Below are 24,559 nucleotides of genomic sequence, written 5' to 3'. Positions count from 1 at the left end.
CGAGTCCGGACCGTGACCGCTTCGGAACCGGATGCGCCCAACGACGCGGCCCGCTCCGGCGTCGAAGAAGCATCAGTCGTTCCACGACCCTCGGGGGGTACGCCCGCATGCGCACACGACGATCCGTACGACCACTCCACGCCCTGGCCGGACTCCTGCTCGCCGCCACCGTCGCGCTCACCGGATGCAGCGGCGCGGGCGACATGGGGGCCGGCGCCTCGGACGCCGACGACAAGGCCGCGGCCGCCGGGGACGCCGGTGTGGGCGACGAGGCCGCCAAGGAGGGGGCGGGCGCGGGCGCGAGCGGCTCGCGGCCCAGCGCGGCGCCGGCCCTGCCCGCGAACCGCGTCATCCGCACCGCGACCCTGACCGTGCAGGTCAAGGACGTCCTCAAGGCCCTCGACGAGGCCCGCACCACCACCGAGAACGCGGGCGGCTACGTCGGCGACGAGACCACCACCCGCGACGAGGAGGGCGCCGAGCACACCCGGGTCGTCCTGCGCGTCCCGGTCGAGAAGTACGACGACGTCCTCGCCGGCCTCCAGGGCACGGGCAAGCTGCTGGAGCGCACGGCGAAGGCGCAGGACGTCACCGACCAGGTCGTCGACGTCGAGAGCCGTATCGCCTCGCAGCGCGCCAGTGTCGCCCGGATCCGCGAGCTGATGGAGCAGACCACCAAGCTGAGCGACGTCGTCACCCTGGAGGGCGAGCTGAGCCGCCGGGAGGCCGACCTGGAGGCGCTGCTCGCCCGGCAGGCGTCCCTGAAGGACCGCACCAGCATGGCCACCATCACGCTCACCCTCGCCGGGAAGCCGGTGAAGAAGGCCGAGGAGGAGGAGGAGGACGACCCCGGGTTCCTGGACGCGCTCGCGGGCGGCTGGGACGCGCTCGTGACGACACTGCGCTGGATCGCCGTCGTGTTCGGCGCGGTACTGCCGTTCGCCGCGGTGGCCCTCGTGCTCGTCGTGGTGTGGCTGCGGCTCCTCCGGGGCCGGCGCCGGACCGGGCCGGGCGAGCCCGGGGAGCACTGAAATGCCGCCCGCCCGTAGCGTGTTCGCATGAGCATGAGCGAGAGCGCGCACCGTGGGCGGGCCGGGCGGGAGCGGCTGGTCGTGATCGGCGGGGACGCCGCGGGCATGTCCGCGGCGTCCCAGGCCCGTCGGACGAGGGGGCCCGAGGAACTGGAGATCGTGGCCTTCGAACGCGGCCACTTCACGTCCTACTCCGCCTGCGGCATCCCGTACTGGGTGGGCGGCGACGTCACCGAGCGGGACGATCTGATCGCCCGCACACCCGAGGAGCACCGCGCGCGCGGCATCCAGGTGCGCCTGCGCACCGAGGTCACGGAGATCGACCCGGCCCGGCAGAGGGTACGCGCGCGTGACGTCGAGTCCGGGGCGGAGTCCTGGGTGCCGTACGACAAGCTCGTCATCGCGACCGGGGCCCGCCCGATCCGGCCGGAGATGCCGGGGGCCGACGCCGAGGGCGTGCACGGGGTGCAGACGCTGGACGACGGGCAGGAACTGCTCGACACGCTCACGCGCGCGCGGGGCAGGCACGCGGTGGTCGTGGGCGCGGGCTACATCGGCGTGGAGATGGCCGAGGCGCTGATCAAGCGCGGCTTCCTGGTGACGGTCGTCAACCGGGGCAGCGAGCCGATGTCGACCCTCGACCCGGACATGGGGCGGCTGGTGCACGAGGCCATGGAGGGCCTGGGCATCACCATGGTGAACGACGCCGAGGTCACCAAGCTGCTCACCAGCGACGACGGCCGCGTCCGGGCGGTGGTCACGGAGGACGCCGAGTACCCGGCGGACGTGGTGGTCCTCGGCATCGGCGTCCGCCCGGAGACCACGCTCGCCGAAGCCGCCGGCCTGCCGCTGGGCACGCACGGCGGCCTCCTCACCGACCTGGCGATGCGGGTGCGCGGCCACGAGAACATCTGGGCGGGCGGCGACTGCGTGGAGGTCCTCGACCTGGTCACCGGCCAGGAACGCCACATCCCCCTCGGTACCCACGCCAACAAGCACGGCCAGGTCATCGGCACCAACGTCGGCGGTGGTTACGCCACCTTCCCCGGCGTCGTCGGCACGGCCGTCAGCAAGGTCTGCGACCTCGAGATCGCCCGCACGGGCCTGCGCGAGAAGGACGCGCGCAGGGCGGGCCTGCGGTTCGAGACGGTCACCGTCGAGTCCACCAGTCGCGCCGGCTACTACCCCGGCGCCTCCCCCATGACGGTCAAGATGCTCGCCGAGCGCCGCACGGGCCGCCTCCTCGGCGTCCAGATCGTCGGCCGGGAGGGGGCGGGCAAACGCGTCGACATCGCCGCGGTGGCCCTGACGGCCGGGATGACGGTGGAACAGATGACCGCCCTGGACCTGGGATACGCGCCGCCGTTCAGCCCGGTGTGGGACCCGGTCCTGGTGGCGGCCAGGAAGGCGGTGGCGAAGGTGCGGGACGTGTAGGCGCGCGCCGGGCGGAGGGCTGAGAGCTACGAACGAAAGGGGAGTCCGATCAGCTCGCGGCGCCCGGTGCGTGCGATCGCAAGGCGCCGGAAGGTCCTTGTAGCGGAACTACCAGGGGCTTTCGGTAACGCGGCGAGCGTGCGTGCCGGGCGTCGCGAGCCGGGCGCCCCTTTTTGTTCGGAGCTCTTACAGGGGCGCGGGCCGTGTGCCTGAGGGGCCCGGCTCCATGCCCCCGACAGGCGGCAGGGTCGTGAGCCCGACAGGCACAGGGCCGTAAGCCCAAGAGACGCCGAGCCGTGAGCCCACGAGACGCGGGCCCGTGGGGTGGGCGGTCGCGCCGCGGCGGCGCGACCGGACCCGGCCGGCCCGCGCCCCGACACCGACCCTTACGCGGTCCCGCTCAGACGCGGCAACGTGGAGACGGCCGCCGCGGCCGACTGCTCCGTCGGCTTCGCGTGGGCCGCCGAGGCCGGCCGCGACCGCAGCCGATGGCTGACGGCCTCGTCCAGCGTCACCGGCCGCTGCATCTGCGAGGCGAGCCGTCCCGCCTCCTGGCCGAGCCGCGCCACGTCCTCCCAGGGGAGACGGATCACGAGCGCGATCTCCGCCTCACCGTCGGGCGTGGCGTGCATCGGGGGAGTAACCCGGTCGTTCATCGCTGTTCCTCACGTCGTCCCCGCGACCCGCCTTCCCCGGACCACGGGCGGTTGCCGAGACATACGCGGGCCCACGGCGCCGCGTTCACCGATTCACCGAACGGATCGGGGGCAGTACTTCCTTGTGGTCATCCCCGTCCATGACGTGAACCCCGCGCGCCGTACCCCGGTGGTGACGTACGCGCTGATCGCCGTGAACGTCTTCGTGTTCCTCTTCATGCCCGGCCTGTCCGGCTCCATGGCCGGTGACAGCGCCCTGGCGCAGACCTGCCATCTGCACGGGTTCCTGGAGCACTACGCGGCCGTGCCAAGGGAGTTGATCCACGATCAGCTGCCCCGGCTCGTGCCCACGGGCGAGGTGCGCGACGGGGGCTGTGTGCTGGGTCCGCCGGGCTACGACAAGTCCCCGGCGCTGAGCGTGCTCACCGCGATGTTCCTGCACGGCGGGTGGCTGCACCTGCTGGGCAACATGCTGTTCCTGCTGATCTTCGGCAACAACATCGAGGACCGCATGGGGCACGTGCGTTTCGCGCTGTTCTACGTCGCCTGCGGCTACGCGGCGTCGTACGGCTTCGCGCTGCTGAACGCCGACTCGGCCGACCCGCTGATCGGCGCGTCGGGGGCGATCGCGGGGGTGCTGGGCGCCTATCTGGTGCTGTACCCGAAGGCCAGGGTGTGGGTCCTCGTGCCGTTCCTGGTCTTCCTGCCGCTCCGGCTGCCGGCCTGGTTGGTGCTGGGCTTCTGGTTCGCGCTCCAGGCGGTGTACTCGTCCGGCGAGGGCCTCTCCGGTGGGGGCACCGTCGCGTACGCGGCGCACATCGTGGGCTTCCTCGCGGGGATGCTGCTCGCCTGGCCGCTCAAGCCGGGCACGCCCCCGCCGCCGGAGCCGCGCGGCCTGCTGTTCGGGCGCCGGGCCCGAGCCGGCTGGTGATGGTCTCGGCGACGGCGCCGGCGGTCCTCGGGCGCGCCCCTGGAGAGCACCGCACGTTCGTCGGGATGCTGTACGACGCGGTGGGCCGGCCGTTCACCGGAACCGACTACGACCGTGCGCCGCGGACCGCGTTCGGGGAGACCCTGGCGAGGCGCGTCCGGGCCGAGTATCCGACGTCCGCCCTCCCGTCCCCCGGGCTGGCGTGGGCCACCGTGATCACCGACCGCATGTGGGCGCGCGGTACCCGGGACCAGCACGACGCGCCGGCACGGCACGTGCCGGTGTACGCGTACGAGTTCACCGACCGTGACGCGCCGATGTTCCTGCCGCTGCCGGGCGGGTTCGACTTCGGGGCCTTCCACGCCGGCGACATCCCGTACCTGTTCGAGGACGAGGTGGCCGAGCCGCTGTTCACACCGGCGCAGCGCCGCCTGTCGGCCACGATGACGGGGTACTGGGCCGCCTTCGCCCGCACCGGCGCACCCCACGGTGCCGGCCTGCCCGCCTGGTGCCCCTACCGCGCGGCCCCCGGCGGCCGGGCGTCCACCCGGTCACTGGCACCGCGGCGGATCGGTCGCGTCGACTACCGCCGCGAACACGACCTCGGTCTCTAAAGCCGCCTGCCCTGAGGGATCCGGCAGACCCGCCGGCTCCCGCACATCCGGGTGCGGTCTGCCGGCGGGGCGTGCGGATCCGGGGTCAGCGGGCCGTCCGCGTGTGGACGTAGTCCACGAGCCGGGTCAGCGCGTCCGGGTCGGTGGACGGCATGACGCCGTGGCCGAGGTTGAAGACGTGGCCCTCCAGGCCGGCGGCCGCGTCCAGCACCTCGCGGGTCTTCGTCTCGACCGCCTCCTGGGTGGAGAACAGGACCGTCGGGTCGAGGTTGCCCTGGAGTGCCTTGCCGGGGCCGACCCGGCGCGCCGCCTCGTCGAGCGGCACCCGCCAGTCGACGCCGACGACGTCCGCGCCGGCCTCCCCCATCAGCCTCAGCAGTTCGCCGGTGCCGACGCCGAAGTGGATGCGCGGGACGCCGTACCCGGCGACGGCCTCGAAGACCTTCGCCGAGGCGGGCATCACCGAGCGGCGGTAGTCGGCCGGGGCGAGGGCGCCGACCCACGAGTCGAACAGCTGGATCGCGCTCGCGCCCGCCTCGATCTGCACCTTCAGGAACGCGGCCGTGATCTCCGCGAGCCGGTCCAGCAGGTCGGCCCACAGCTGCGGGTCGCCGTGCATCATCGCCTTGGCGTTCTCGTACGTGCGCGACGGTCCGCCCTCGACGAGGTAGCTCGCGAGGGTGAAAGGAGCGCCGGCGAAGCCGATGAGGGGGGTGGAGCCGAGCTCGCGGGTCAGCAGGCCGATCGCCTCGGTGACGTAGGAGACGTCCTCGGGGGTGAGGTCACGCAGCCGGGCCAGGTCGGCGCGGGTGCGGACGGGCTGCTCCACGACCGGGCCGACGCCGGGCTTGATGTCGAGGTCGATGCCGATGGCCTTGAGCGGGACGACGATGTCGCTGAAGAAGATCGCCGCGTCCACGCCGTGCCGGCGCACCGGCTGGAGGGTGATCTCGGTGACCAGTTCGGGCCGCATGCAGGACTCGAGCATCGGGATGCCCTCGCGGACCTTGCGGTACTCCGGCAGGGAACGCCCGGCCTGCCGCATGAACCACACGGGTGTGTGCGGCACGGGCTCGCGCCTGCACGCCTTCAGGAAGGCGCTGTCGTACGTCGCTGTCGGCTGCCGGCCCGCGGGGCTCTCGTTCGCGCTCACGACGGCAAGTCTCGCACGCCGCCCCCACCGGTGGAGCCGCCCCCTGCCGGGCCCCCGCCGGGCTCGCGACCCGTGCGCGTGTTCGCCCAGCGCGCAGCCGCCCGGCGTCCGCGCACGGGTGTCTTGCCCTGCGCGAAGCCCCCGTTCCCCTTAATCTTCCCCGCATGGCTGCGGCTCAGGGACGACTGTCGGACGGCACGGACGGAATGGACGACGCGAACGAGGAGGACCGGGATGGGAGCAGGTCGGCTCCGCTGCCCTTCCGGGCCGCCGTCGACGCGCTGAGGGCCGCCCGGCTGCGGCCACAGATCGAGGTGGAGCCCACGCCCGCCCCGAAGCGGCTCGCCCCGTTCGCGTACGCCCTGGAGGCGACGGTCGTGGACGGCGACCAGGACCTGGCCGACGGCCGGCTGGTGCTGCTGCACGACCCGGCCGGGCACGACGCCTGGCGCGGCACCTTCCGGCTGGTGACCCTGATCCGGGCCGATCTGGAGTCCGAGATGGCCGTCGACCCGCTGTTGCCGGAGGTGTGCTGGTCCTGGCTGACCGGTGCGCTCCAGGCGCGCGGCCTGACGTACGGCGAGCCGAGCGGGACCGTGACGCGCGCGAGCTCGCACTACTTCGGCGGGCTGTCGGAGCGGCCGGCGGCCTCGCAGATCGAGATCCGGGCCTCCTGGACGCCCCGGGAGGGCCTGGGCGGGGCGCCGGACACGGCGGCGCATCTGGCGGCCTGGTGCGATCTGCTGGCCCAGGTCGCCGGGCTGCCGCCGGCCGGCCCGGGGGACGCGTCGGTGGTGTCGCTGCCACAGCGGCGGGGGCCGCAGTCACGCTGACCCCGGGCGCACCGGAAGCGGGCGCGCTGTTCGCAGAAGCCCCGTCCGCAGCCGCGCTGACCGCCGTACCGACCGCCGACGACCGAACTCAGTCGCACCGAACACCGTCACACCGGCCGCAGTCGCACTGACCGCAGGCGCACCAGCCGCAGGTGCACCAGCCGCGGCAGCGCCGCTGCCGCCGCCCCTTGCGCGCGGCCGTCGCCCTGCTGGTGGCCCGTGCGCGTCGCCGCGGCCGGTCCCCCGCTCGCCGACTCCTCCCGGCCGACTCCTGCCCGTGGCGCCGCCGCGTGCCTCTGCCCGTCACCCGCGCGCCACCGCCCTGCCGGGTACCTGCCCGCACCCGTGCGTTCCTGCCCTGCGGCTGCCCCTACCGTCGCCCGAGCCCGTCGCCGGGGCCGGTCGCCAGGGCCGGCTCCCTGCCCGCTCACCCTGCCCGCCCCGCGCGCCCGCCGCCCAGCCCGCGCCCTCGTCACGCCCCTTCGTGACGCCCCTCGTCAGGCCCCGCCGGGTCTCCTTGTCCGTGGCTGATCCCGTCCGCTCACCCATTCGGCCGCCTTCATGACCGTCTCTTTGTCGATACGGCCACTTTCGGTCTCATAAGACACCCACTCAAACCGACTCGATCTTCGGATGATCGATCGCGTGTCCGAATTGCACAGATTGTTACTCACTAGATCGTGATCATTCTCTAAAGGACCCCGGGGTCGCTGCCGAAGACGTCTGTGACCTTGAAAGCACGGTTCGTCCCGGCTTCATCCCCACCAGCCCCGCGAACCGGCCCCCCCGTCCCACACCCCAGGAGGCCTGGTGTCCGTTCTCCTCGAGCAGCCCGCAAGCCTGGTCGCCTACCGCCCGAACAAGCCCACCGCCATGGTGGTCGTGGCCGATCCCCGCGTCCGCTCCACCGTCACCCGCCATCTGTGGGCGCTCGGTGTGCGCGATGTCATCGAGGCCTCGTCCATCGCGGAGGCTCGTCCCCGCATCGGCAACCCCCGAGATATCTGCGTCGCCGACGTCCACCTGCCCGACGGCTCCGGTCTCACCCTGCTGTCGGAGACCCGTGCCGCCGGCTGGCCCAACGGTCTCGCCCTCTCCGCCGCCGACGACATCGGCGCCGTGCGCAACGCCCTCGCGGGCGGCGTCAAGGGCTATGTCGTCACCGGCACCCGCACCAACGTCGGGCTCCCCACCCGGCCCGGTGCCGCCCCCATCGGCGCGGCCGCCGCCCGCCTCCACCGCCGCCCCCCGGGTGCCCCGAGCCACCCGGGCGGCTACCGCGAGCTGTCCGGCCGCGAGGTGGAGGTGCTGCGGCTGGTCGCCGAAGGCCAGTCGAACAAGGCCATCGGTGTCTCGATGGGCCTGTCCGCGCTGACCGTCAAGAGCCACCTCGCCCGCATCGCCCGCAAGCTGGGCACGGGAGACCGCGCCGGCATGGTCGCGGTCGCCCTGCGCACGGGCATCATCCACTGACCCCCCGTTCGAGCCGCCTCGCCCCTTCCCCACGAGCCGTCTCGCCGATCCCCACCCGTACCCCCACGCCCATATCCCGCACACCCCCGTCCGAGCCCCCGCACGTGCCCACGGAGCGCCCGCCGGGACCGTCCGTCCCGGCCCTCCACCGGCCTGACTGGTTTACGACCCTGCCGCGCCCGCCGACGGAACGTTCCGTCGGCGGGCGCCGTCCACACACGGATACCCTTGACAGGTGACCGACGCCCAAGAAACCGCAGCAGCCAGCTCACTGCGAACCACCGGAGGCGCCCCTCCGGACGACGGCGGATCTACTGCTTCCGGGGCGCCGACACCTCTGCTCGAACCGCGCGAGGGCATTCCCGACGTGATCGCCGACGAGGAATCGCTCGCCGAGGTGATCGCGGCCTTCGCCGCCGGTTCCGGCCCCGTCGCCGTCGACGCCGAGCGCGCCTCCGGCTACCGCTACGGCCAGCGCGCCTACCTGGTGCAGATGCGCCGCCAGGGCGCCGGCACCGCGCTGATCGACCCGGTGGCCTGCCCCGACCTCTCCGCCCTGGGCGACGCCCTGTCCGGCGTCGAGTGGGTGCTGCACGCCGCCACCCAGGACCTGCCCTGTCTGCGCGAGATAGGCATGACGCCGACGCGGTTGTTCGACACCGAGCTGGCCGGACGGCTCGCCGGATTCCCGCGGGTCGGTCTCGGCGCGATGGTCGAGGGCGTCCTCGGCTTCGTCCTCGAGAAGGGGCACTCCGCCGTCGACTGGTCGACCCGGCCGCTGCCCGAGCCATGGCTGCGTTACGCCGCTCTCGACGTCGAGCTGCTCGTCGACCTGCGGGACGCGCTGGAGAAGGAGCTGGACCGCCAGGGCAAGCTGGAGTGGGCCTGGCAGGAGTTCGACGCGATCGCCTCGGCGCCGCCGCCGGAGCCCCGCAAGGACCCCTGGCGTCGCACGTCCGGCATGCACAAGGTGCGCCGGCGGCGGCAGCTCGGCGTCGTGCGGGAGCTGTGGCAGACGCGGGACCGGATCGCGCAGCGACGGGACGTGTCACCGGGCAAGGTGCTGTCGGACGCGGCCATCGTGGAGGCCGCGCTCTCGCTTCCGGCCAACGTGCACGCGCTCGCCGCGCTGAACGGCTTCGGACACCGCATGGGTCGGCGCCAGCTGGAGCAGTGGCAGGCGGCGGTCGACCGGGCGAAGGCGCTGAGCGAGTCGCAGCTGCCGCAGCCGGGCCAGCCGGTGGCCGGACCTCCGCCGCCGCGGGCCTGGGCGGACAAGGATCCGGTGGCGGCCGCCCGGCTGAGCGCGGCGAGGTCGGCCGTCTCGGCACTGGCCGAGGAGCTGAACATGCCGCAGGAGAACCTCATCGCGCCGGACAGTGTGCGGCGGGTCTGCTGGGAACCACCCAACCCCCTCGACGAGGAGTCCGTCGCGGGCCTCCTCGCGGGGTACGGCGCCCGCCCCTGGCAGGTCGAGCACGTGACGCCCGTGCTGGTCGCGGCGCTGTCCGCGAAGGAGGCCTAGCCGCCGGAGAACGGCGCTGTCCGCGAAGGGGGCCGGGCCGCCGTAGACGCTCGTGTCGTACGGCGGCCGCGGGGTGCGTGGCTGCTGGCACGCCTAGGCGCCTCTCACCTGGTCGCCCCTCTCATGAACCCGTTGTAGATGTACCTCTGCAGCGCCAGGAAGACGATCAAGGTCGGCAGGATGACCAGGACGGCTCCTGCCGAGATCGTCTCCCAGTGGGCGGCGTAGGGGCCCTTGAAGCGGAACAGGGACGTCGAGATCACGCCAAGATCCTGGGAGGGCATGTAGAGGAAGGGGATGTAGAAGTCGTTGTAGACGGCGATCCCCTTCACGATCACGACCGTCGCGATCGCCGGTTTCAGCAGCGGGAAGATGATCTTGCGGTAGATGGTGAAGGCGTTGGCGCCGTCCAGGCGGGCCGCCTCGTCCAGGGAGATCGGGATCGAGCGGACGAACTGCAGGAAGACGTAGATCGACACGATGTCCGTGCCCATGTAGAGGGCGATCGGGGCCCAGCGGGTGTCGAACAGGCCGAAGCTGTGGACGATCTGGAAGGTGGCCACCTGAGTGGTCACCCCGGGGACCAGGGCGGCGACCAGGAACAGGGCGACCACCAGTTTCCGGAGACGGAAGGTGAAGCGGTCGATCGCGTACGCGGTCATCGAGCCGATCAGGACCGTTCCGCCGACGGAGACCAGCAGGATGAAGGCGGTGTTGCCGAACGCCGTGAGCATTCCGCCGTCCTGGAACGCCGTCACGTAGTTGTCGAAGTGGAGCGGGTCGCGCGGGAGGGTGAGGGCGCCGCCGTCGTTCGCCGTCTCGTTCTCGGTCTTGAGGGACGTCAGGAAGACGACGCCGAGCGGGAGCAGGACGACCACCGCCGCGAGGACCAGCGACAGGTACACGAGGGTGCGGGCAACGGCTCGGCGTGTCATACGAGGTCCACCCTGTCGTCGGGGACGAGGCGTCGCTGCACCCAGGTCACCAGCAGGATGATCAGCAGCAGCACGACGGCCGCCGCCGAGGCGAGCCCCGTCTTGTTGAACTGGAAGGCCAGCTTCACGGTCTGGATCACGAAGGTCTCGGTGCCGGTCGCCCCGCCGGTCATGATGTACGGGATCTCGAAGGCGGAGAGGGAGCCGGAGATCGACAGGATCACCGTCAGCGTCAGCACCGGCTTGATGCCGGGCAGGATGATGTACCGGAACTGGTGCCAGCGGTTCGCGCCGTCCAGCTCGGACGCCTCGTACAGGTCCCCCGGGATGGACTGGATCGCGCCGAGGAACAGGACGAAGTTCATCCCCAGGTAGCGCCAGATCGAGACGCCGGCGAGCGAGGTGTTCGCGGAGAACGGTGTGCCCAGCCAGGCGTGGTCGGTGTGGTACCCGAACAGGCCGAGCACCGTGTCGAGGGTGCCGCCGTCCTGGAAGAAGTAGAGGAAGACGAAGCCGATCGCGACGCCGTTGACCAGGGACGGGAAGAACAGGACGCCCTTGAAGAAGTTCCGGAACCGGAGGTTGAAGCTCAGGACCGTCGCGAAGTACAGCGCGGCGACGATCTGGATCACCGAGGCGGCCAGGTAGTAGCCGCTGACGAAGAACACCTGGAAGAGGTCCTCCCGGGTGAAGATCTCCGAGTAGTTCTCGGCGCCCGTGTAGTGCAGCTCGGGGCTCACCCCGTCCCAGTCGGTGACGCTGTACGCGGCCATGTTGGCGATCGGCACGTAGGTGAACGTGATCAGCAGGGCGAGCGGGGCGAGCAGGAACAGCCACGGGGTGACGGTCCGCCAGGCGCGGGCCCGGCGCGGGGCCGGCCGGGGGGCGGCGGACTCCGGGGCCGGCGCCACGGCCCGGAGGTCCGCCTTCTCGGTGGTGTCCGTCATCAGGAGCCCACGTTCTTCTGGGTGTCGGTCCACTTCTTGCCCAGGCCGGCCAGGAAGTCGTCCAGGCTGCCCTTCTTGGCACCGCGCGCGAGGTCGACGAGGTCCTGGCGGTACTCGGGCTTGTTGATGCCGACCTCGGACTCGTTGTCGATCTGCTTGACCTCGGCGCCCGCCGAGTCGTCCAGTTCGATCAGCTTCACACCCGCGTCCTCATAGGGCTTCAGCACCTCGGGCAGGGGCGCGTTTTTGAGCGGGGAGATGGCCAGGTTGTCCCGGTCGTAGCCGGACTTGTCGGTGAACCAGTCGATCCAGGCGCGGGCGGCCTCCTTGTGCTTCGAGTGGATGTTGACGGCCTGGTTGTAGTCGGGGCCGACGGTCGCGCAGAACGTCCCGTCCACCTGGGCCGGGAAGGGCATGAAACCGATGTCGTCGGGGTTGACCCCGGCCTTCTTCGCGGCGTCCTGGAACTGGACGATCGCCCAGGTGCCGAGCCACTGGGTGGCGATCTCGCCCTTCGCCAACTGGGGCTTGGACAACTCCCAGTTGGTGGTCGTCGGGTCCTTCTCGGCCAGGCCCTGCCGGACGATGTCGTAGAGCAGCGTGTCACCGACGCTCAGGTCGGAGCCCTTCGCCCACGGGTCGCCCTCGGCGAGCTTCGTGGTCGCCTGGGGGTCGCAGTGGACGGAGCCGTTGACGAAGGTCCAGGAGGTGAGCGGCCACTGTGCGGCGAAGTTGGTGTAGTAGGGGACGGCGTCCGTCCGGTCCTTGATGGCCTTCAGGCCGGCGAGGAACTCGGCCGAGGTCGTGGGCCATTCGGTGACGCCGGCCTCGCGCCAGACCCTCTTGTTGTAGACGAAGCCGGGCATCACACCGACCGGGCTCTGGCCGTAGACCTTGCCGTCGACGGTGGTGAAGTCGGTGAAGCGGTACTTCTCGCTGCGTTCGGCCTCGGTGCCGAGGGAGGCGAAGAACTTCGGGTAGTCGTCCTTCTCGATCACTCCCGGGATGAGGAGGACGTCGCCGTAGTCCTCCGTGTTCATCCGGATCTTTATCTCCGCCTCGTAGTTGGTGAGTGCCTGGAACTCGACCTTCACCTTGGGGTAGGTCTTGTTGAACTCGGCGGCGTACTTCTTCATCGTGCCGTTCTGCACGAGGTCGGTGCGCACGGTCAGGACCGTGATGTCTCCGCTCACCCGGGACGGGTCGTCGGGCGCCTCGGCCTCCGCGCCCTTGGAGGTGCCTGCCGTGCCGGTGCAGCCCGGGAGCAGCAGGGCGGCTCCCGCGACCAGGGCGAGGACTGTACGGCGGTTCATGTGCATCAGCTCCGTTCACGGGACGGACGAGCACTGCGGGATGGTGGGGCACGTACGGGTTGGCTGGTTCGGCACTCTGACAGCGCTTTCTCAACCGGTAAAGTCCCGTTTCCGCCAAGGATGAAGGATGGCGCTCAGTACTGGCGTTGACCGGTTTAGGGAGTGCGCATGCTGGAGGCGACACCGCTCACCGACGGATGGATCCTGCGGCACGAGCAGGAGGCGCTCCCGGCCGTGGTGCCGGGCTGCGTGCACACCGACCTGCTCGCGGCGGGGGTGATCCCGGACCCGTTCCTCGGCCGCGACGAGACCGAGGTCGCGTGGGTGGGGCGGCGGGAGTGGACGTACGAGACCCGGCTGCCGGACGTGGCCTCGGGGCACGAGCAGACGGACCTGGTCTTCGACGGGCTCGACACGGCCGCCGAGATCCTCGTGGGCGGCCGGCTCCTCGGCCGGGTACGGAACATGCACCGCTCCTACCGCTTCGACGTGACCGGGATGAGCGGGCCCCTGGCCGTCCGGTTCCGCTCCGCCTACGCCGAGGCGGAGGCCGTGCGCGGACGCCTCGGCGAGCGGCCGGCCGCTTACGCCGAGCCGTACCAGTACCTGCGCAAGATGGCCTGCTCCTTCGGCTGGGACTGGGGGCCCACCCTGGTGACGGCCGGCATCTGGCGTCCGGTGCGGCTGGAGCGCTGGTCGACCGCGCGCATCGCCCGGGTGCGCCCGCTCGTCACCGTCGAACAGGGCCTCGGCGTCGTGGAGCTGCACGTCGAGGTGGAGCGGACCCGGGTGGAGGCCGAGCTCACCCTGGAGGCCCGGGTGGACGGCCGGCGGGTGCGGGCGGAGGTCACGGGGACGAGCGGGGTCGTCCGGGTGGAGGTGCCGACGGCGCGGCTGTGGTGGCCCCGGGGCTACGGCGACCAGCCGCTGTACGACGTCGAGCTGACGCTGCACCACGGCAACGCCCCGCTGGACGTCTGGCGGCGGCGCGTCGGCTTCCGCACCGTCGAGCTGGACACCTCCCCCGACGCGCACGGCACCGGGTTCACCCTCGTCGTCAACGGCGAGCGGCTCTTCGCGCGGGGCGTGAACTGGATTCCCGACGACGTGTTCCCCTCCCGCGTGACCCGGGAGCGCTACCGGAAGCGGCTGCGGCAGGCGGCCGACGCCGGCGTGGACCTCGTGCGGGTGTGGGGCGGCGGGATCTACGAGAGCGAGGACTTCTACGACGCCTGCGACGAGCTGGGCCTGCTGGTCTGGCAGGACTTCCCGTTCGCGTGCGCGGCCTACCCCGAGGAACAGCCCCTGCGCGGCGAGGTGGAGGCGGAGGCCCGGGAGAACGTCGTACGGCTGATGCCGCACCCGTCGCTGGTGCTGTGGAACGGCAACAACGAGAACCTGTGGGGGTTCGCGGACTGGGGGTGGGAGGAGCGGCTCGGCGGGGACTCCTGGGGGGAGGGGTACTACCTGGGGCTGCTGCCCAGGGTGGTGGCCCAGCTGGATCCCACGCGGCCGTACACGGCGGGCAGCCCCTGGTCGGGGTCGTGGCGGCACCATCCCAACGATCCGGCGCACGGGACGCACCACTCGTGGGAGGTGTGGAACCGGCGGGACTACGCCGACTACCGGCTGGACGTGCCGCGGTTCGTGGCCGAGTTCGGCTGGCAGGCACCGCCCGCGTACGCCACGCTGCGGCGGGCGCTGCCCGGGGAGGAGCTCGCGGCCGACTCCCCCGGCGTACTGCACCACCAGAAGGCCGAGGACGGCAACGGCAAGCTCCGGCGGGGGCTCGAGCGGCATTTCGCCCTCCCCGAGGGGGACTTCGACCGCTGGCACTACCTCACGCAGGTCAACCAGGCCCGTGCGGTGGCCGCCGGGATCGAGCACTGGCGGTCACTGTGGCCGGTGTGCGCGGGGACGGTCGTCTGGCAGCTCAACGACTGCTGGCCGGTAACGTCCTGGGCGGCGATCGACGGCGACGGACGGGAGAAGCCGCTGTACCACGAGCTGCGGCGGCTGTACGCCGACCGGCTGCTCACGCTGCGCCGACGGGGCGGGGAGCTGGTGCTGGCGGCCGTGAACCAGTCCGGTGAGCGGTGGACGGGCACCCTGTCGCTGCGGCGGATGTCCGTCGAGGGCGAGGTGATCGGCACGGCCGACGTCGCCCTCGCGGTTCAGGCGCGGGCGGTGGCCGAGGTGCGGGTGCCGGCGGAGGCGGAGCCGGCCGGGGCGAAGGAGTTCCTGGTGGCCGACGCGGGAGGGTCCCCCCGCCCGGGGGAAGCGGGGAGCGGGGAGGGGCTGCGGGCCCTGTACTTCCCGGTGCCCGACCGTGACATCCCGTACCCCCGGCCGGAGTTCGACGTGACCGTCGTCCCGGGGGGCGTCGAGGTGAGCGCCCGCACGCTCGTACGGGACCTGCTCCTGCAGGCCGACCGGCTGGATCCGGGGGCGCGGGCCGACCGGGGGCTCGTCACGCTGCTTCCCGGCGAACGGGTCACCATCGGGGTCGAGGGCTGGGAGACTCCGGACGCCGGCGCCGCCCGCGCCGCGCTCTACTGCCAGGAGCCCGCTCGATGACAGCCTCCCCGTCGCCCCGCGTCACCATCAAGGACGTCGCCGCGCGCGCCGGCGTGTCCAAGGGTGCCGTCTCGCTCGCCTTCAACCGCAAGCCGGGGCTGTCGGAGGCGACCCGGGACCGTATCTTCGCGGCGGCGCGGGAGCTGGGCTGGGAGCCGAACCTGACCGCGCGGTCGCTGTCGAGCTCGCGCGTGGACGTGGTGGGGCTCGCGATCTGCCGGCCGGCCCGGATGCTGGGCCTGGAGCCGTTCTACATGGAGTTCGTCTCCGGGGTGGAGAGCGTGCTGACCGAGCACTCCTGCTCGCTGCTGCTGCGCCTGGTGCGCACCCTCGACGAGGAGGTCGGGCTCCAGGAGTCGTGGTGGCGGGGGCGGCAGATCGGCGGGTCGATCCTGGTGGACTTCCGGGCCGACGATCCCCGGGTGGCGGCGGCCGAGCGGCTCGCGATGCCGGTGGTGGCCGTGGGGCACCCCTCGCTGACCGGGAGCCTGACGTCCGTGTGGACGGACGACGCCACCGCCGTGACGGAGGCCGTGCGGTATCTCGCCGCGCTGGGGCACCGCCGTGTCGCCCGGGTCGGCGGCGCCGCCGCGCTCGGGCACACGGCGATCCGGACGGCCGCGTTCGACCAGGCGGCACGGAGTCTGGGGCTGGCCGGGGCGTGGCAGGTCGCCACGGACTACTCCGGGGAGGCGGGGGCGCGGGCGACCCGGTCGATGCTGACCGCCGCCCCGCCGGACCGGCCGACGGCGATCGTGTACGACAACGACATCATGGCCGTGGCCGGGCTGTCGGTGGCGGCCGAGATGGGACTGCAGGTGCCGCGGGACGTGTCGCTGCTGGCCTGGGACGACTCCCAGCTGTGCCGGCTGACCCATCCCACGCTGTCCGCGATGAGCCACGACGTGCACGGGTTCGGCGCGGAGGCGGCGCGGACGCTGTTCGGGGTGATCATGGGAGAGGGGCCGGGGTCGCATCCGGTGCCGACGCCGGTCCTCACTCCGCGGGGTTCGACCGCTCCCCCGAAGGTGTGACCTTCACCGCTTGGCCCTCCGGGACTGGGCAGCTACGTTACCCACAAGTAGCATGGGTTCTGAGCGCGCGCTCAGCGCATCGCAGCAGTGCCATCCCGCACCCTGGAGGAGAGCCATCGTGCCTCGTACCGTCAGGGACGTCGTCTTCGTAGACGGCGTCCGTACCCCGTTCGGCAAGGCGGGCCCGAAGGGCATCTACCACGAGACCCGCGCCGACGACCTCGTCGTGAAGGCGATCCGGGAGCTGCTGCGCCGCAACCCCGGCCTCGACCCGAAGAAGATCGACGAGGTCGCCATCGCCGCGACCACGCAGATCGGTGACCAGGGCCTGACCATCGGCCGCACCGCCGGCATCCTGGCCGGCCTGCCCCAGTCGGTCCCGGGTTACTCCATCGACCGGATGTGCGCCGGTGCCTTGACCGCCGTCACCACGGTCGCCGGTTCCGTCGCCTTCGGCGCCTACGACATCGCCATCGCGGGCGGTGTCGAGCACATGGGCCGCCACCCGATGGGCGAGGGCGTCGACCCGAATCCTCGGTTCGTCAGCGAGAAGCTGGTCGACGAGTCCGCCCTGTTCATGGGCATGACCGCGGAGAACCTGCACGACCGCTACCCGCAGATCACCAAGCTGCGCGCCGACGAGTACGCGGTGCGCTCGCAGGAGAAGGCCGCCAAGGCGTACGCCAACGGCAAGATCCAGGCCGACCTGGTGCCGATCTCGGTGCGCCGGACGAACCCTGAGGCCGGCGAGACGGGCTGGGGCCTGGTCACCGCCGACGAGCCGATGCGCCCGGGCACCACGCTGGAGAACCTCTCCGGTCTCAAGACCCCGTTCCGCGTCCACGGCCGGGTCACCGCCGGTAACGCGGCCGGTCTGAACGACGGCGCCACCGCCTCCCTCATCGCGTCGGAGGACTTCGCCCGCGAGCACGACCTGCCGGTGAAGATGCGCCTGGTCTCCTACGCCTTCGCGGGCGTGGAGCCGGAGGTCATGGGCTACGGCCCGATCCCGGCCACGGAGAAGGCGCTCGCGCAGGCGGGTCTGTCCATCTCCGACATCGGCCTGTTCGAGATCAACGAGGCCTTCGCCGTCCAGGTCCTGGCCTTCCTCGACCACTACGGCATCGCGGACGACGACGAGCGCGTCAACCAGTACGGCGGCGCCATCGCCTTCGGTCACCCGCTGGCCTCCTCCGGCGTCCGTCTGATGACGCAGCTGGCCCGCCAGTTCGAGGAGCAGCCGCACGTCCGCTACGGCCTGACCACCATGTGCGTCGGCTTCGGCATGGGCGCGACGGTCATCTGGGAGAACCCGCACTTCGAGGGGGACAAGTGAGCACCACCGCTGAGCTGCTGAAGGGTGCGGCCGAGCTGTTCCCGGACGAGGTCGTCACCCAGGCGCACGTACGCCACCTGGACCTGCCCTCGGGCGCCGGGCGCTTCGCCCTGATCACGCTGGACAACGGCTTCGACCACACCAAGCCGACCACCTTCGGGCCGCAGTCCCTCGCGAACCTCAACACCGCGATCGACCAGGTCGAGAAGGAGGCCGCGGACGGCGACATCGTCGGCGTCGGCATCACCGGCAAGCCGTTCATCTTCGCCGTCGGCGCCGACCTCAAGGGCGTCGAACTGCTCAAGGAGCACGAGCACGCGCTCGCCATCGGCAAGGGCGGCCACGAGGTCTTCAAGCGCCTCGCGGGCCTCGGTGTGCCCACCTTCGCGTACTACAACGGCGCGGCCATGGGCGGTGGCGTCGAGGTCGGCCTGCACTGCACCTACCGCACGGTGTCCGCGGCCCTCCCGGCGTTCTCCCTCCCCGAGGTCTTCCTCGGCCTGGTCCCCGGCTGGGGCGGCTGCACGCTGCTGCCGAACCTGATCGGCGCGGAGAAGGCCGTCTCGGTGATCATCGAGAACAGCCTCAACCAGAACAAGCAGCTCAAGGGCGCGCAGGTCTACGAGCTCGGGATCGCCGACGCCCTGTTCGAGGGCGCGGACTTCCTGGAGCAGTCGCTGATCTGGACGGCGTCCGTCCTCAAGGGCGAGATCGTCGTCGACCGCCCGGCGATCGACCGCGGCGAGGCCTGGGACCAGGCCGTCGCCAAGGGCCGCTTCGTCGCGGACAGCAAGGTGCACGGCGCGGCCCCGGCCGCCTACCGCGCCCTCGACATCATCGCCGCCGCCAAGAACGGCGACCTCCAGCAGGGCTACGACGCCGAGGACCAGGCGCTCGCCGACCTGATCATGGGCGGTGAACTGCGCGCCGGCATCTACGCCTTCAACCTGGTGCAGAAGCGCGGCAAGCGCCCGGCGGGCGCCCCGGACAAGAACCTGGCGCGTCCGGTCACCAAGGTCGGTGTCGTCGGCGCCGGTCTGATGGCCTCCCAGCTCGCGCTGCTGTTCCTGCGCCGCCTCGAGGTGCCGGTCGTGCTGACCGACATCGACCAGGAGCGCGTCGACAAGGGTGTGGGCTACGTCCACGCCGAGATCGACAAGCTGCTCGGCAAGGGCCGGATCAACCAGGACAAGGCCAACCGCCTCAAGGCCCTGGTCTCCGGTGTCCTGGACAAGGCCGAGGGCTTCGCGGACGCGGACTTCATCATCGAGGCCGTGTTCGAGGAGATCGGTGTCAAGCAGAAGGTGTTCGCGGAGGTCGAGGCGGTCGCCCCGGCGCACGCGGTCCTCGCCACCAACACCTCGTCCCTCTCGGTCACCGAGATGGCGTCGAAGCTGAAGCACCCCGAGCGGGTCGTCGGCTTCCACTTCTTCAACCCGGTCGCCGTCCTGCCGCTCCTCGAGATCGTGCGCGGCGAGAAGACCGACGACGCCTCCCTCGCCACGGCGTTCGCCGTCGCCAAGAAGCTGAAGAAGACCGCGGTCCTGGTGAAGGACGCCCCGGCGTTCGTCGTGAACCGCATCCTCACCCGCTTCATGGGCGAGGTCCAGAACGTCATCGACGAGGGCACGCCGGTCGAGGTCGCGGAGAAGGCGGTGGAGCCCCTGGGCCTGCCGATGTCCCCGCTGGTCCTGCTGGAGCTGGTCGGCCCGGCCATCGGCCTGCACGTCTCCGAGACGCTCAACAGGGCGTTCCCGGACCGCTTCAAGGTCTCCCCGAACCTCAAGGCGGTCGTCGAGGCGGGCAAGCGCGGCTTCTACGTCTACGACAGCGGCAAGCCCGAGCTGGACCCGGAGGTCGCCGCGCTGCTGAAGCAGGGCGACACCGTCCTCACCGAGGAGCAGGTGCGGGCGCGCGTCCTGGAGGCGGTGGCGCAGGAGATCGGGCTCATGCTCGACGAGGGCGTCGTCGCCGAGGCCCAGGACATCGACCTCTGCCTGATCACCGGCGCCGGCTGGCCCTTCCACCTGGGCGGCATCACGCCGTACCTGGACCGCGAGGGCGTGTCGGAGCGGGTGAACGGCAAGAGGTTCCTGGCTCCGGGGGTGGCGTCGGTTCCGGCGTAACACCCTCGCAGAGCGGGTGAGGAGGGCCTCCGCGGTGTGCGGAGGCCCTCTTCGTCATGCGGCCGTCTCGGTGCCCGTGCGCTGCTCGGCCGCTTCGAGGCGGGCCCTCAGCTCGGCGTTCTCCGCCTCCAGGACGGCGATCCGCTTGCGGGCGAAGTACAGCTCCATCACGGCGTCGTGGAACTCTGAGATGAGTTCCTCCGGGGTCAGTTGCACCCTGGTCCCCCTACGCCGATGCCAGTTGGGTGACCGTGCCGTTGCCGCCCTTCCAGAACAGCTTGCCGTCCTGGGCGTAGAGGGAGCCTCCGCCGGCCGCGGCGGGCGCGTTGTTCGGTACGGCGTCGACGTCCGCGAGGCGCACCGCGCCCTCGGCGAGGAGGGCGGACGGGGCGTCACCCGTCGCCACCACGTGCAGCTGCGACTGGGGCGTGGCACCGCGGGCGATACCGATGCCGGTGCGGCCCGAGCCCTTGACGACGAGGTCCTCCACGCCCGGGTTGTTCCGCAGGACTATCAAAGCGCCCTTGGTGGGGCCGTCGGTCGCGGTGACGAAGATGCCCTGCGCGGCGGTCCCCGAGGTCCTCAGGTCGATCGAGAGGCCGGAGGAACCGGGGTCCGAGCCGTCGGCGTACCCCATGTGCGAGATCTTCAGCGTGCCGCGCGAGGTCTCCTTGCCGGTCAGGTACATGGCCGAGGTGGCCGGGTTGTCCGACGTGACGTTCAGTGCCGCGGTGTCGCCGGACGGGGCCTTGTGGTTGATGGTCACCGTGTGGGCCGTGGTCGACGCCCCGTAGAACTGGGCCGGCGAGGTGTACAGCGTGTACTCGCCGTCGGCGGCCGCGGCCTCCGAGCCCGCGGCGACGGTGACCGCGCCGGCGGTGAAGGCGCCGAGGAACACTCTTCGTCCCACTGCCATGGATGAACCCGCTTTCCGTGTCGTCGCTTCGTTCCGCCGAAGCGGTGTGGGGATCATGTGACCATCCCTCACGAGACGAGCACAACGGGGTTCCTTCCGCCGGGAGCCGACGGCCCAGGCGAGCGGCGGACAGTGGGGCGTGCCGGCCGCCGCGGGCGTACGCGGTACGGCCGCCGAAGGCGCCCCCGACCGGCCTCGGCGGAGCCGCAGCCAGGCCCCTTCGGTGTCGCGGCGACCAGCGCGGCCCGTGCGGCCGGCGCCGGTGACCGGAGCGGCCGTGCGGGCCTGGTGCCCGGCGACACCGACGGCGACGCGCTGCCCGGGTCCGCGGGTCCGCCACCGCGCCGGCGGATCCGTTGGCCCTGCCCGCCCGCGGGCGACGACGCGCGCGGACACCGCGAGCGCGCCCCGGCCGCGCCGCCTCACACTTCCTGCCACGCCCTGAGCGCGAGACCCGGCTCGTCCTTGCGGCGGGTGACCAGGAGGCGGCCGGTCGACGGGGACAGGCTCGCCGCGACCACGCGGTCCTCGTGGTCCTTCGCCAGGGCCACCACGGCGTCGTCCGGCAGTGGGGGGCCGGACTCGGTCCACCAGGCTCCCGCCGTCTCCTCCTCGGTGGGGTACGCGGCGAAGGCGACGCGGCCGCTCGCGGAGCGCTGGGCGAGCACCGTGCAGTCGTGGCCGTCCAGTTCGCAGCGCACGGCGGCCACCGGGCCGGGACCGGCGGCGGGCAGCAGCGGGGCGGGCTTGGTGCCGGGGCGCCAGGCGCACACGTCGCCGGAGTCGTCGTCGGTGAAGAAGAGGGTGGTGTGCTCGGGGGAGGTGGCCAGGGCCCGCAGGGTGCCGGGACGGACCGCCGCCTCCAGGGGCTCCTCCCGCACCGGGATGGTGCCGGGCTCCGCCTGCCGCCAGTACAGGATCGCCCCCGAGACGGCGGCGTACGCCTCGACGCGGCCGGACTCCCCCGTCACCGCGACCGGCGGCCCCTGCACGCCCTGCCCCTTCAGGTCGCGCCAGGGGTCCCAGCCGCCCTTCTCCTTCTGGGCGACCATGCTGATCCCGGTGCCGATGTTGCGTACGAAGACGTGCGCCCGCCCCTGTGCGTCCACGGCCACGGCGGGCGTGCCCGTGCGGTCGCCCTTCTTGTTGGGGTGGCCGATCGGGGCCCAGTCCAGGGCGGCGAGCAGGGGCCGGTAGTGGGTGGAGTGCACCAGACCCGCCTCCCCCGCCACGGTCGGCCGCCAGGAGGCCAGATGGGCGTAGCCGTCGGGGCCCTGCCCCACGGCGCCGCCCGGCTGCACCTTCTGGTCACCGCCCATCGTGCGGGGCGGGTCCCAGGGGCCGCCCCGGGTACGCTCCGCCCGGCACAGGACGGTGTCGTCCGACGTCAGGTAGACACTGAGCCGCCCATCGCGGCCTCGTATGAGCCATTCGCCGTTCACCCGCTCACTGTATGTCGGCCGCCTCCCCGCCCCCGCGCCCGGGGAGGCCCGGTTGGCGGTCCGTGCGACCCTGGGCCGCATGGACCACACCTCCCCCTTGTTGGTGATCGTCGACGCCGCGAACGTCGTCGGGTCGGTGCCCGACGGCTGGTGGCGGGACCGGCGGGGCGCCGCCGAACGGCTGCGCGACCGGCTGGCCGCGGACGGGCTCCCCGGGCACCCCGGTGCGGCGGAGATCGTCCTCGTCGTCGAGGGCGCCGCCCGCGGGGTGGAGCCGGTGCCCGGCGTACGGGTGGAGTCGGCCCCCGGCAGCGGCGACGACCACATCGTCGACCTGGTCGCCCGCACCGCCGACCGCCCCCGCCTGGTCGTCACGGCCGACCGCGAGCTGCGCCGCCGCGTGACGGACCTGGGCGCGGAGGTCGCGGGACCGCGGACGGTACGGGGTGAGGGCGGGCCGGGCCGAGGAGGGGCGGGGGCTTAGAGCTCCGGACAAAAGAGGAGTCCGATCAGCTCGCGGCGTCCGGTGCGTGCGATCGCAAGGCGCCGGAAGGTTTTTGCAGCGGAGCTACCAGCGGCTTTCGGTAACGCGGCGAGCGTGCGTGCCGGGCGTCGCGAGCCGGGCGCCCCTTCTGTGCGGAGCTCCTGAGGACGCGGTCCGGCCCCGCCGCCCCACCGAGGCAGGACGCGCGGGGCGGAGGCCGGACGCGAGGTCGTCAGCGGTCGCCGCCGGGATCCGGGCGGGCCACCTCGTCGACGTTGGTCTCCTCGCCCCGCCCCAGACGGCTGTGGGAGCGGCCGTAGAGGAAGTAGACGACGAAGCCGATCGCCATCCAGATGCCGAACCGGGTCCAGGTCTCGGCGGGCAGATTGAGCATCAGCCACAGCGAGGCGGCCACCGACAGGATCGGGACGACCGGCACCCAGGGGGTGCGGAAGGCCCGGTGCAGGTCGGGGCGGCTGCGGCGGAGGATGATCACACCGAGCGCGACGACCACGAAGGCGAAGAGCGTGCCGATGTTCACCAGTTCGGCGAGTTCGCTGAGGCTGGTGAAACCGGCCAGGACCGCGATGAGCACGCCGAGCAGGATGGTCGGACGGTGCGGGGTCTTGAACCGCGGGTGGACCTGGGAGAAGAAGCGGGGCAGCAGTCCGTCGCGGCTCATCGCGAAGAAGACGCGGGTCTGGCCGAGGAGCAGGATCATGCAGACCGTGGTCAGGCCGACGGCGGCACCGAAGCTGATGAAGCCCGCGTACCAGGGGTGGCCGGTGGCCTTGAAGGCGTCGGCGAGGGGCGCGTCCACGGACAGCCGGCTGTAGTGCTGCATGCCGGTCACGACGATCGACACCAGGACGTAGAGCGTGGTGCAGATCAGGAGGGAGCCGAGGATGCCGCGGGGCATGTCGCGCTGCGGGTTCCTGGTCTCCTCGGCGGCCGTGGCCACCACGTCGAAGCCGATGAACGCGAAGAAGACGACCGAGGCGGCGGTGAAGATGCCCATGACGCCGAAGTTGGAGGGCGCCCAGCCGAACATCAGCTGGATGAGGGGTGAGTCGAGACTGCGGCCCGCCTCCACCTCCTGCGCCTTCGGGATGAACGGGTCGTAGTTGTCGCCCTTGATGAAGAAGGCGCCGGCGATGATCACGACGAGCACGACGGTCACCTTGATGGCCACCACGAGGGCGGTGATCCGCGCCGAGAGCTTCATGCCCACGACGAGGATGGCGGTGAGCGCCAGGACCAGGAGGGCGGCGAGGATGTCGAAGCCGAACCCCTCGGCGCCCTCCCGCCCGCTGAGCGCCTCGGGCAGGGACCAGCCCGCGTTGTCCATCAGCGAGCGGACGTAGCCGGACCAGCCGACGGCCACCACCGCCGTTCCCAGCGCGAACTCCAGGACGAGGTCCCAGCCGATGATCCAGGCGGGGAGCTCCCCGAGGGAGGCGTACGAGAAGGTGTACGCGGACCCCGCCACCGGGACGGTGGAGGCGAACTCCGCGTAGCAGAGCGCGGCGAGCGCGCAGGCGACACCGGCCGCGACGAAGGCCAGGGCGACGGCGGGGCCGGCGTTGTTCTTGGCCACCGTGCCGGTGAGGACGAAGATGCCGGTGCCGATGATGACACCGACGCCGAAGACGGTCAGGTCCAGCGCGGACAAGGATTTCTTGAGCGCGTGCTCTGGCTCCTCGGTGTCGAGGATGGACTGCTCGACCTTCTTCGTCCGGAAGAGGGTACTGCTCACGGGCTTACCTCCCACGCTGTGTCGTCCCCGACATGATCGAGAG

The 24,559-nt window shown here is 72.0% G+C and carries 21 protein-coding genes; 12 read left to right on the top strand and 9 right to left on the bottom strand.

All coding sequences use genetic code 11. The features are described from left to right. Nucleotides 1-107 precede the first annotated feature (107 nt). Both ACIBBD_RS14930 and ACIBBD_RS14925 read left to right on the top strand, forming a co-directional pair. Nucleotides 108-1,031, top strand: a complete 924-nt coding sequence (locus tag ACIBBD_RS14930; RefSeq protein WP_399419781.1) for a DUF4349 domain-containing protein — start codon at nt 108-110, stop codon at nt 1,029-1,031. A gap of 33 nt (nt 1,032-1,064) precedes the next feature. After that, the gene (locus ACIBBD_RS14925; RefSeq protein WP_399419822.1) at nt 1,065-2,465 is read left to right on the top strand and encodes an FAD-dependent oxidoreductase; all 1,401 of its coding nucleotides are present in this window, start codon (nt 1,065-1,067) and stop codon (nt 2,463-2,465) included. Nucleotides 2,466-2,851: 386 nt separating this feature from the next. Here the strand turns inward: ACIBBD_RS14925 and ACIBBD_RS14920 are convergent, their stop codons facing one another. Continuing rightward, nucleotides 2,852-3,121, bottom strand: a complete 270-nt coding sequence (locus tag ACIBBD_RS14920) for a hypothetical protein (RefSeq protein WP_399419780.1) — start codon at nt 3,119-3,121, stop codon at nt 2,852-2,854. A gap of 124 nt (nt 3,122-3,245) precedes the next feature. Between ACIBBD_RS14920 and ACIBBD_RS14915 the strand changes: the two genes are divergently transcribed. Continuing rightward, complete coding sequence (locus ACIBBD_RS14915; RefSeq protein WP_399419779.1) at nt 3,246-4,052, top strand: rhomboid family intramembrane serine protease; 807 nt, start codon at nt 3,246-3,248, stop codon at nt 4,050-4,052. A 65-nt stretch (nt 4,053-4,117) separates the two neighbouring features. Next, nucleotides 4,118-4,666 (top strand): carboxylesterase family protein, encoded by a 549-nt coding sequence (locus ACIBBD_RS14910; protein ID WP_399419778.1) that lies wholly within the window; start codon nt 4,118-4,120, stop codon nt 4,664-4,666. 85 nt (nt 4,667-4,751) lie between these two features. Here the strand turns inward: ACIBBD_RS14910 and hemE are convergent, their stop codons facing one another. Continuing rightward, nucleotides 4,752-5,819 (bottom strand): uroporphyrinogen decarboxylase, encoded by a 1,068-nt coding sequence (gene hemE, locus ACIBBD_RS14905; RefSeq protein ID WP_399419777.1) that lies wholly within the window; start codon nt 5,817-5,819, stop codon nt 4,752-4,754. Nucleotides 5,820-5,983: 164 nt separating this feature from the next. Between hemE and ACIBBD_RS14900 the strand changes: the two genes are divergently transcribed. The 3 genes from ACIBBD_RS14900 (at nt 5,984) to ACIBBD_RS14890 (ending at nt 9,650) form a co-directional block, all read left to right on the top strand. Beyond that, on the top strand, nt 5,984-6,652 hold the full coding sequence (locus ACIBBD_RS14900; RefSeq protein ID WP_399419776.1) for a DUF3000 domain-containing protein: 669 nt from the start codon (nt 5,984-5,986) through the stop codon (nt 6,650-6,652). Nucleotides 6,653-7,462: 810 nt separating this feature from the next. Next, entirely contained in the window at nt 7,463-8,125 is a 663-nt protein-coding gene (locus ACIBBD_RS14895) for a response regulator transcription factor (RefSeq protein WP_003993737.1), read from the top strand. A 235-nt stretch (nt 8,126-8,360) separates the two neighbouring features. Continuing rightward, nucleotides 8,361-9,650 (top strand): ribonuclease D, encoded by a 1,290-nt coding sequence (locus ACIBBD_RS14890; RefSeq protein ID WP_399419775.1) that lies wholly within the window; start codon nt 8,361-8,363, stop codon nt 9,648-9,650. A gap of 104 nt (nt 9,651-9,754) precedes the next feature. On the opposite strand, the gene ACIBBD_RS14885 is transcribed toward ACIBBD_RS14890, so the two are convergent. The 3 genes from ACIBBD_RS14885 to ACIBBD_RS14875 are packed head-to-tail and all read right to left on the bottom strand — an operon-like array spanning nt 9,755 to nt 12,845. Continuing rightward, on the bottom strand, nt 9,755-10,585 hold the full coding sequence (locus tag ACIBBD_RS14885; protein WP_399419774.1) for a carbohydrate ABC transporter permease: 831 nt from the start codon (nt 10,583-10,585) through the stop codon (nt 9,755-9,757). Continuing rightward, entirely contained in the window at nt 10,582-11,532 is a 951-nt protein-coding gene (locus tag ACIBBD_RS14880; RefSeq protein WP_399419773.1) for a carbohydrate ABC transporter permease, read from the bottom strand. Before ACIBBD_RS14880 ends, ACIBBD_RS14885 begins: the two co-directional genes overlap by 4 nt. Beyond that, complete coding sequence (locus ACIBBD_RS14875) at nt 11,532-12,845, bottom strand: extracellular solute-binding protein (RefSeq protein WP_399419772.1); 1,314 nt, start codon at nt 12,843-12,845, stop codon at nt 11,532-11,534. The genes ACIBBD_RS14880 and ACIBBD_RS14875 overlap by 1 nt, the downstream gene beginning before the upstream one ends. Nucleotides 12,846-13,013: 168 nt before the next feature. Between ACIBBD_RS14875 and ACIBBD_RS14870 the strand changes: the two genes are divergently transcribed. The 4 genes from ACIBBD_RS14870 to ACIBBD_RS14855 all read left to right on the top strand — a co-directional run bounded on the left by ACIBBD_RS14870 (nt 13,014) and on the right by ACIBBD_RS14855 (nt 19,918). Beyond that, nucleotides 13,014-15,422, top strand: coding sequence for a glycoside hydrolase family 2 protein (locus ACIBBD_RS14870; protein ID WP_399419771.1), 2,409 nt, complete (start codon nt 13,014-13,016; stop codon nt 15,420-15,422). Continuing rightward, the gene (locus ACIBBD_RS14865) at nt 15,419-16,456 is read left to right on the top strand and encodes a LacI family DNA-binding transcriptional regulator (RefSeq protein ID WP_399419770.1); all 1,038 of its coding nucleotides are present in this window, start codon (nt 15,419-15,421) and stop codon (nt 16,454-16,456) included. The genes ACIBBD_RS14870 and ACIBBD_RS14865 overlap by 4 nt, the downstream gene beginning before the upstream one ends. Before the next feature lie 118 nt (nt 16,457-16,574). Then, nucleotides 16,575-17,792 carry a thiolase family protein gene (locus ACIBBD_RS14860; RefSeq protein WP_399419769.1) on the top strand — a complete coding sequence of 406 codons (1,218 nt, stop codon included), beginning with the start codon at nt 16,575-16,577 and terminating at the stop codon, nt 17,790-17,792. Continuing rightward, nucleotides 17,789-19,918 (top strand): 3-hydroxyacyl-CoA dehydrogenase NAD-binding domain-containing protein, encoded by a 2,130-nt coding sequence (locus tag ACIBBD_RS14855; RefSeq protein ID WP_399419768.1) that lies wholly within the window; start codon nt 17,789-17,791, stop codon nt 19,916-19,918. The genes ACIBBD_RS14860 and ACIBBD_RS14855 overlap by 4 nt, the downstream gene beginning before the upstream one ends. A 54-nt stretch (nt 19,919-19,972) precedes the next feature. On the opposite strand, the gene ACIBBD_RS14850 is transcribed toward ACIBBD_RS14855, so the two are convergent. The 3 genes from ACIBBD_RS14850 to ACIBBD_RS14840 form a co-directional block, all read right to left on the bottom strand. Beyond that, nucleotides 19,973-20,134, bottom strand: coding sequence for a hypothetical protein (locus ACIBBD_RS14850; protein ID WP_399419767.1), 162 nt, complete (start codon nt 20,132-20,134; stop codon nt 19,973-19,975). 10 nt (nt 20,135-20,144) lie between these two features. Next, entirely contained in the window at nt 20,145-20,834 is a 690-nt protein-coding gene (locus ACIBBD_RS14845; protein ID WP_399419766.1) for a hyaluronoglucosaminidase, read from the bottom strand. A gap of 422 nt (nt 20,835-21,256) precedes the next feature. After that, nucleotides 21,257-22,276 carry a hypothetical protein gene (locus ACIBBD_RS14840; protein WP_399419765.1) on the bottom strand — a complete coding sequence of 340 codons (1,020 nt, stop codon included), beginning with the start codon at nt 22,274-22,276 and terminating at the stop codon, nt 21,257-21,259. Between the two features lie 79 nt (nt 22,277-22,355). Between ACIBBD_RS14840 and ACIBBD_RS14835 the strand changes: the two genes are divergently transcribed. After that, nucleotides 22,356-22,760, top strand: coding sequence for an NTP pyrophosphohydrolase (locus ACIBBD_RS14835; RefSeq protein ID WP_399419764.1), 405 nt, complete (start codon nt 22,356-22,358; stop codon nt 22,758-22,760). Nucleotides 22,761-22,992: 232 nt separating this feature from the next. On the opposite strand, the gene ACIBBD_RS14830 is transcribed toward ACIBBD_RS14835, so the two are convergent. Continuing rightward, complete coding sequence (locus tag ACIBBD_RS14830) at nt 22,993-24,516, bottom strand: amino acid permease (protein WP_399419763.1); 1,524 nt, start codon at nt 24,514-24,516, stop codon at nt 22,993-22,995. Nucleotides 24,517-24,559 lie beyond the last annotated feature (43 nt).

Source organism: Streptomyces sp. NPDC051315 (genome assembly GCF_044455165.1).
Classification (GTDB): domain Bacteria; phylum Actinomycetota; class Actinomycetes; order Streptomycetales; family Streptomycetaceae; genus Streptomyces.
Note: the sequence above shows the minus strand (reverse complement) of the source record. Positions and strands in the feature narration are given on the sequence as shown.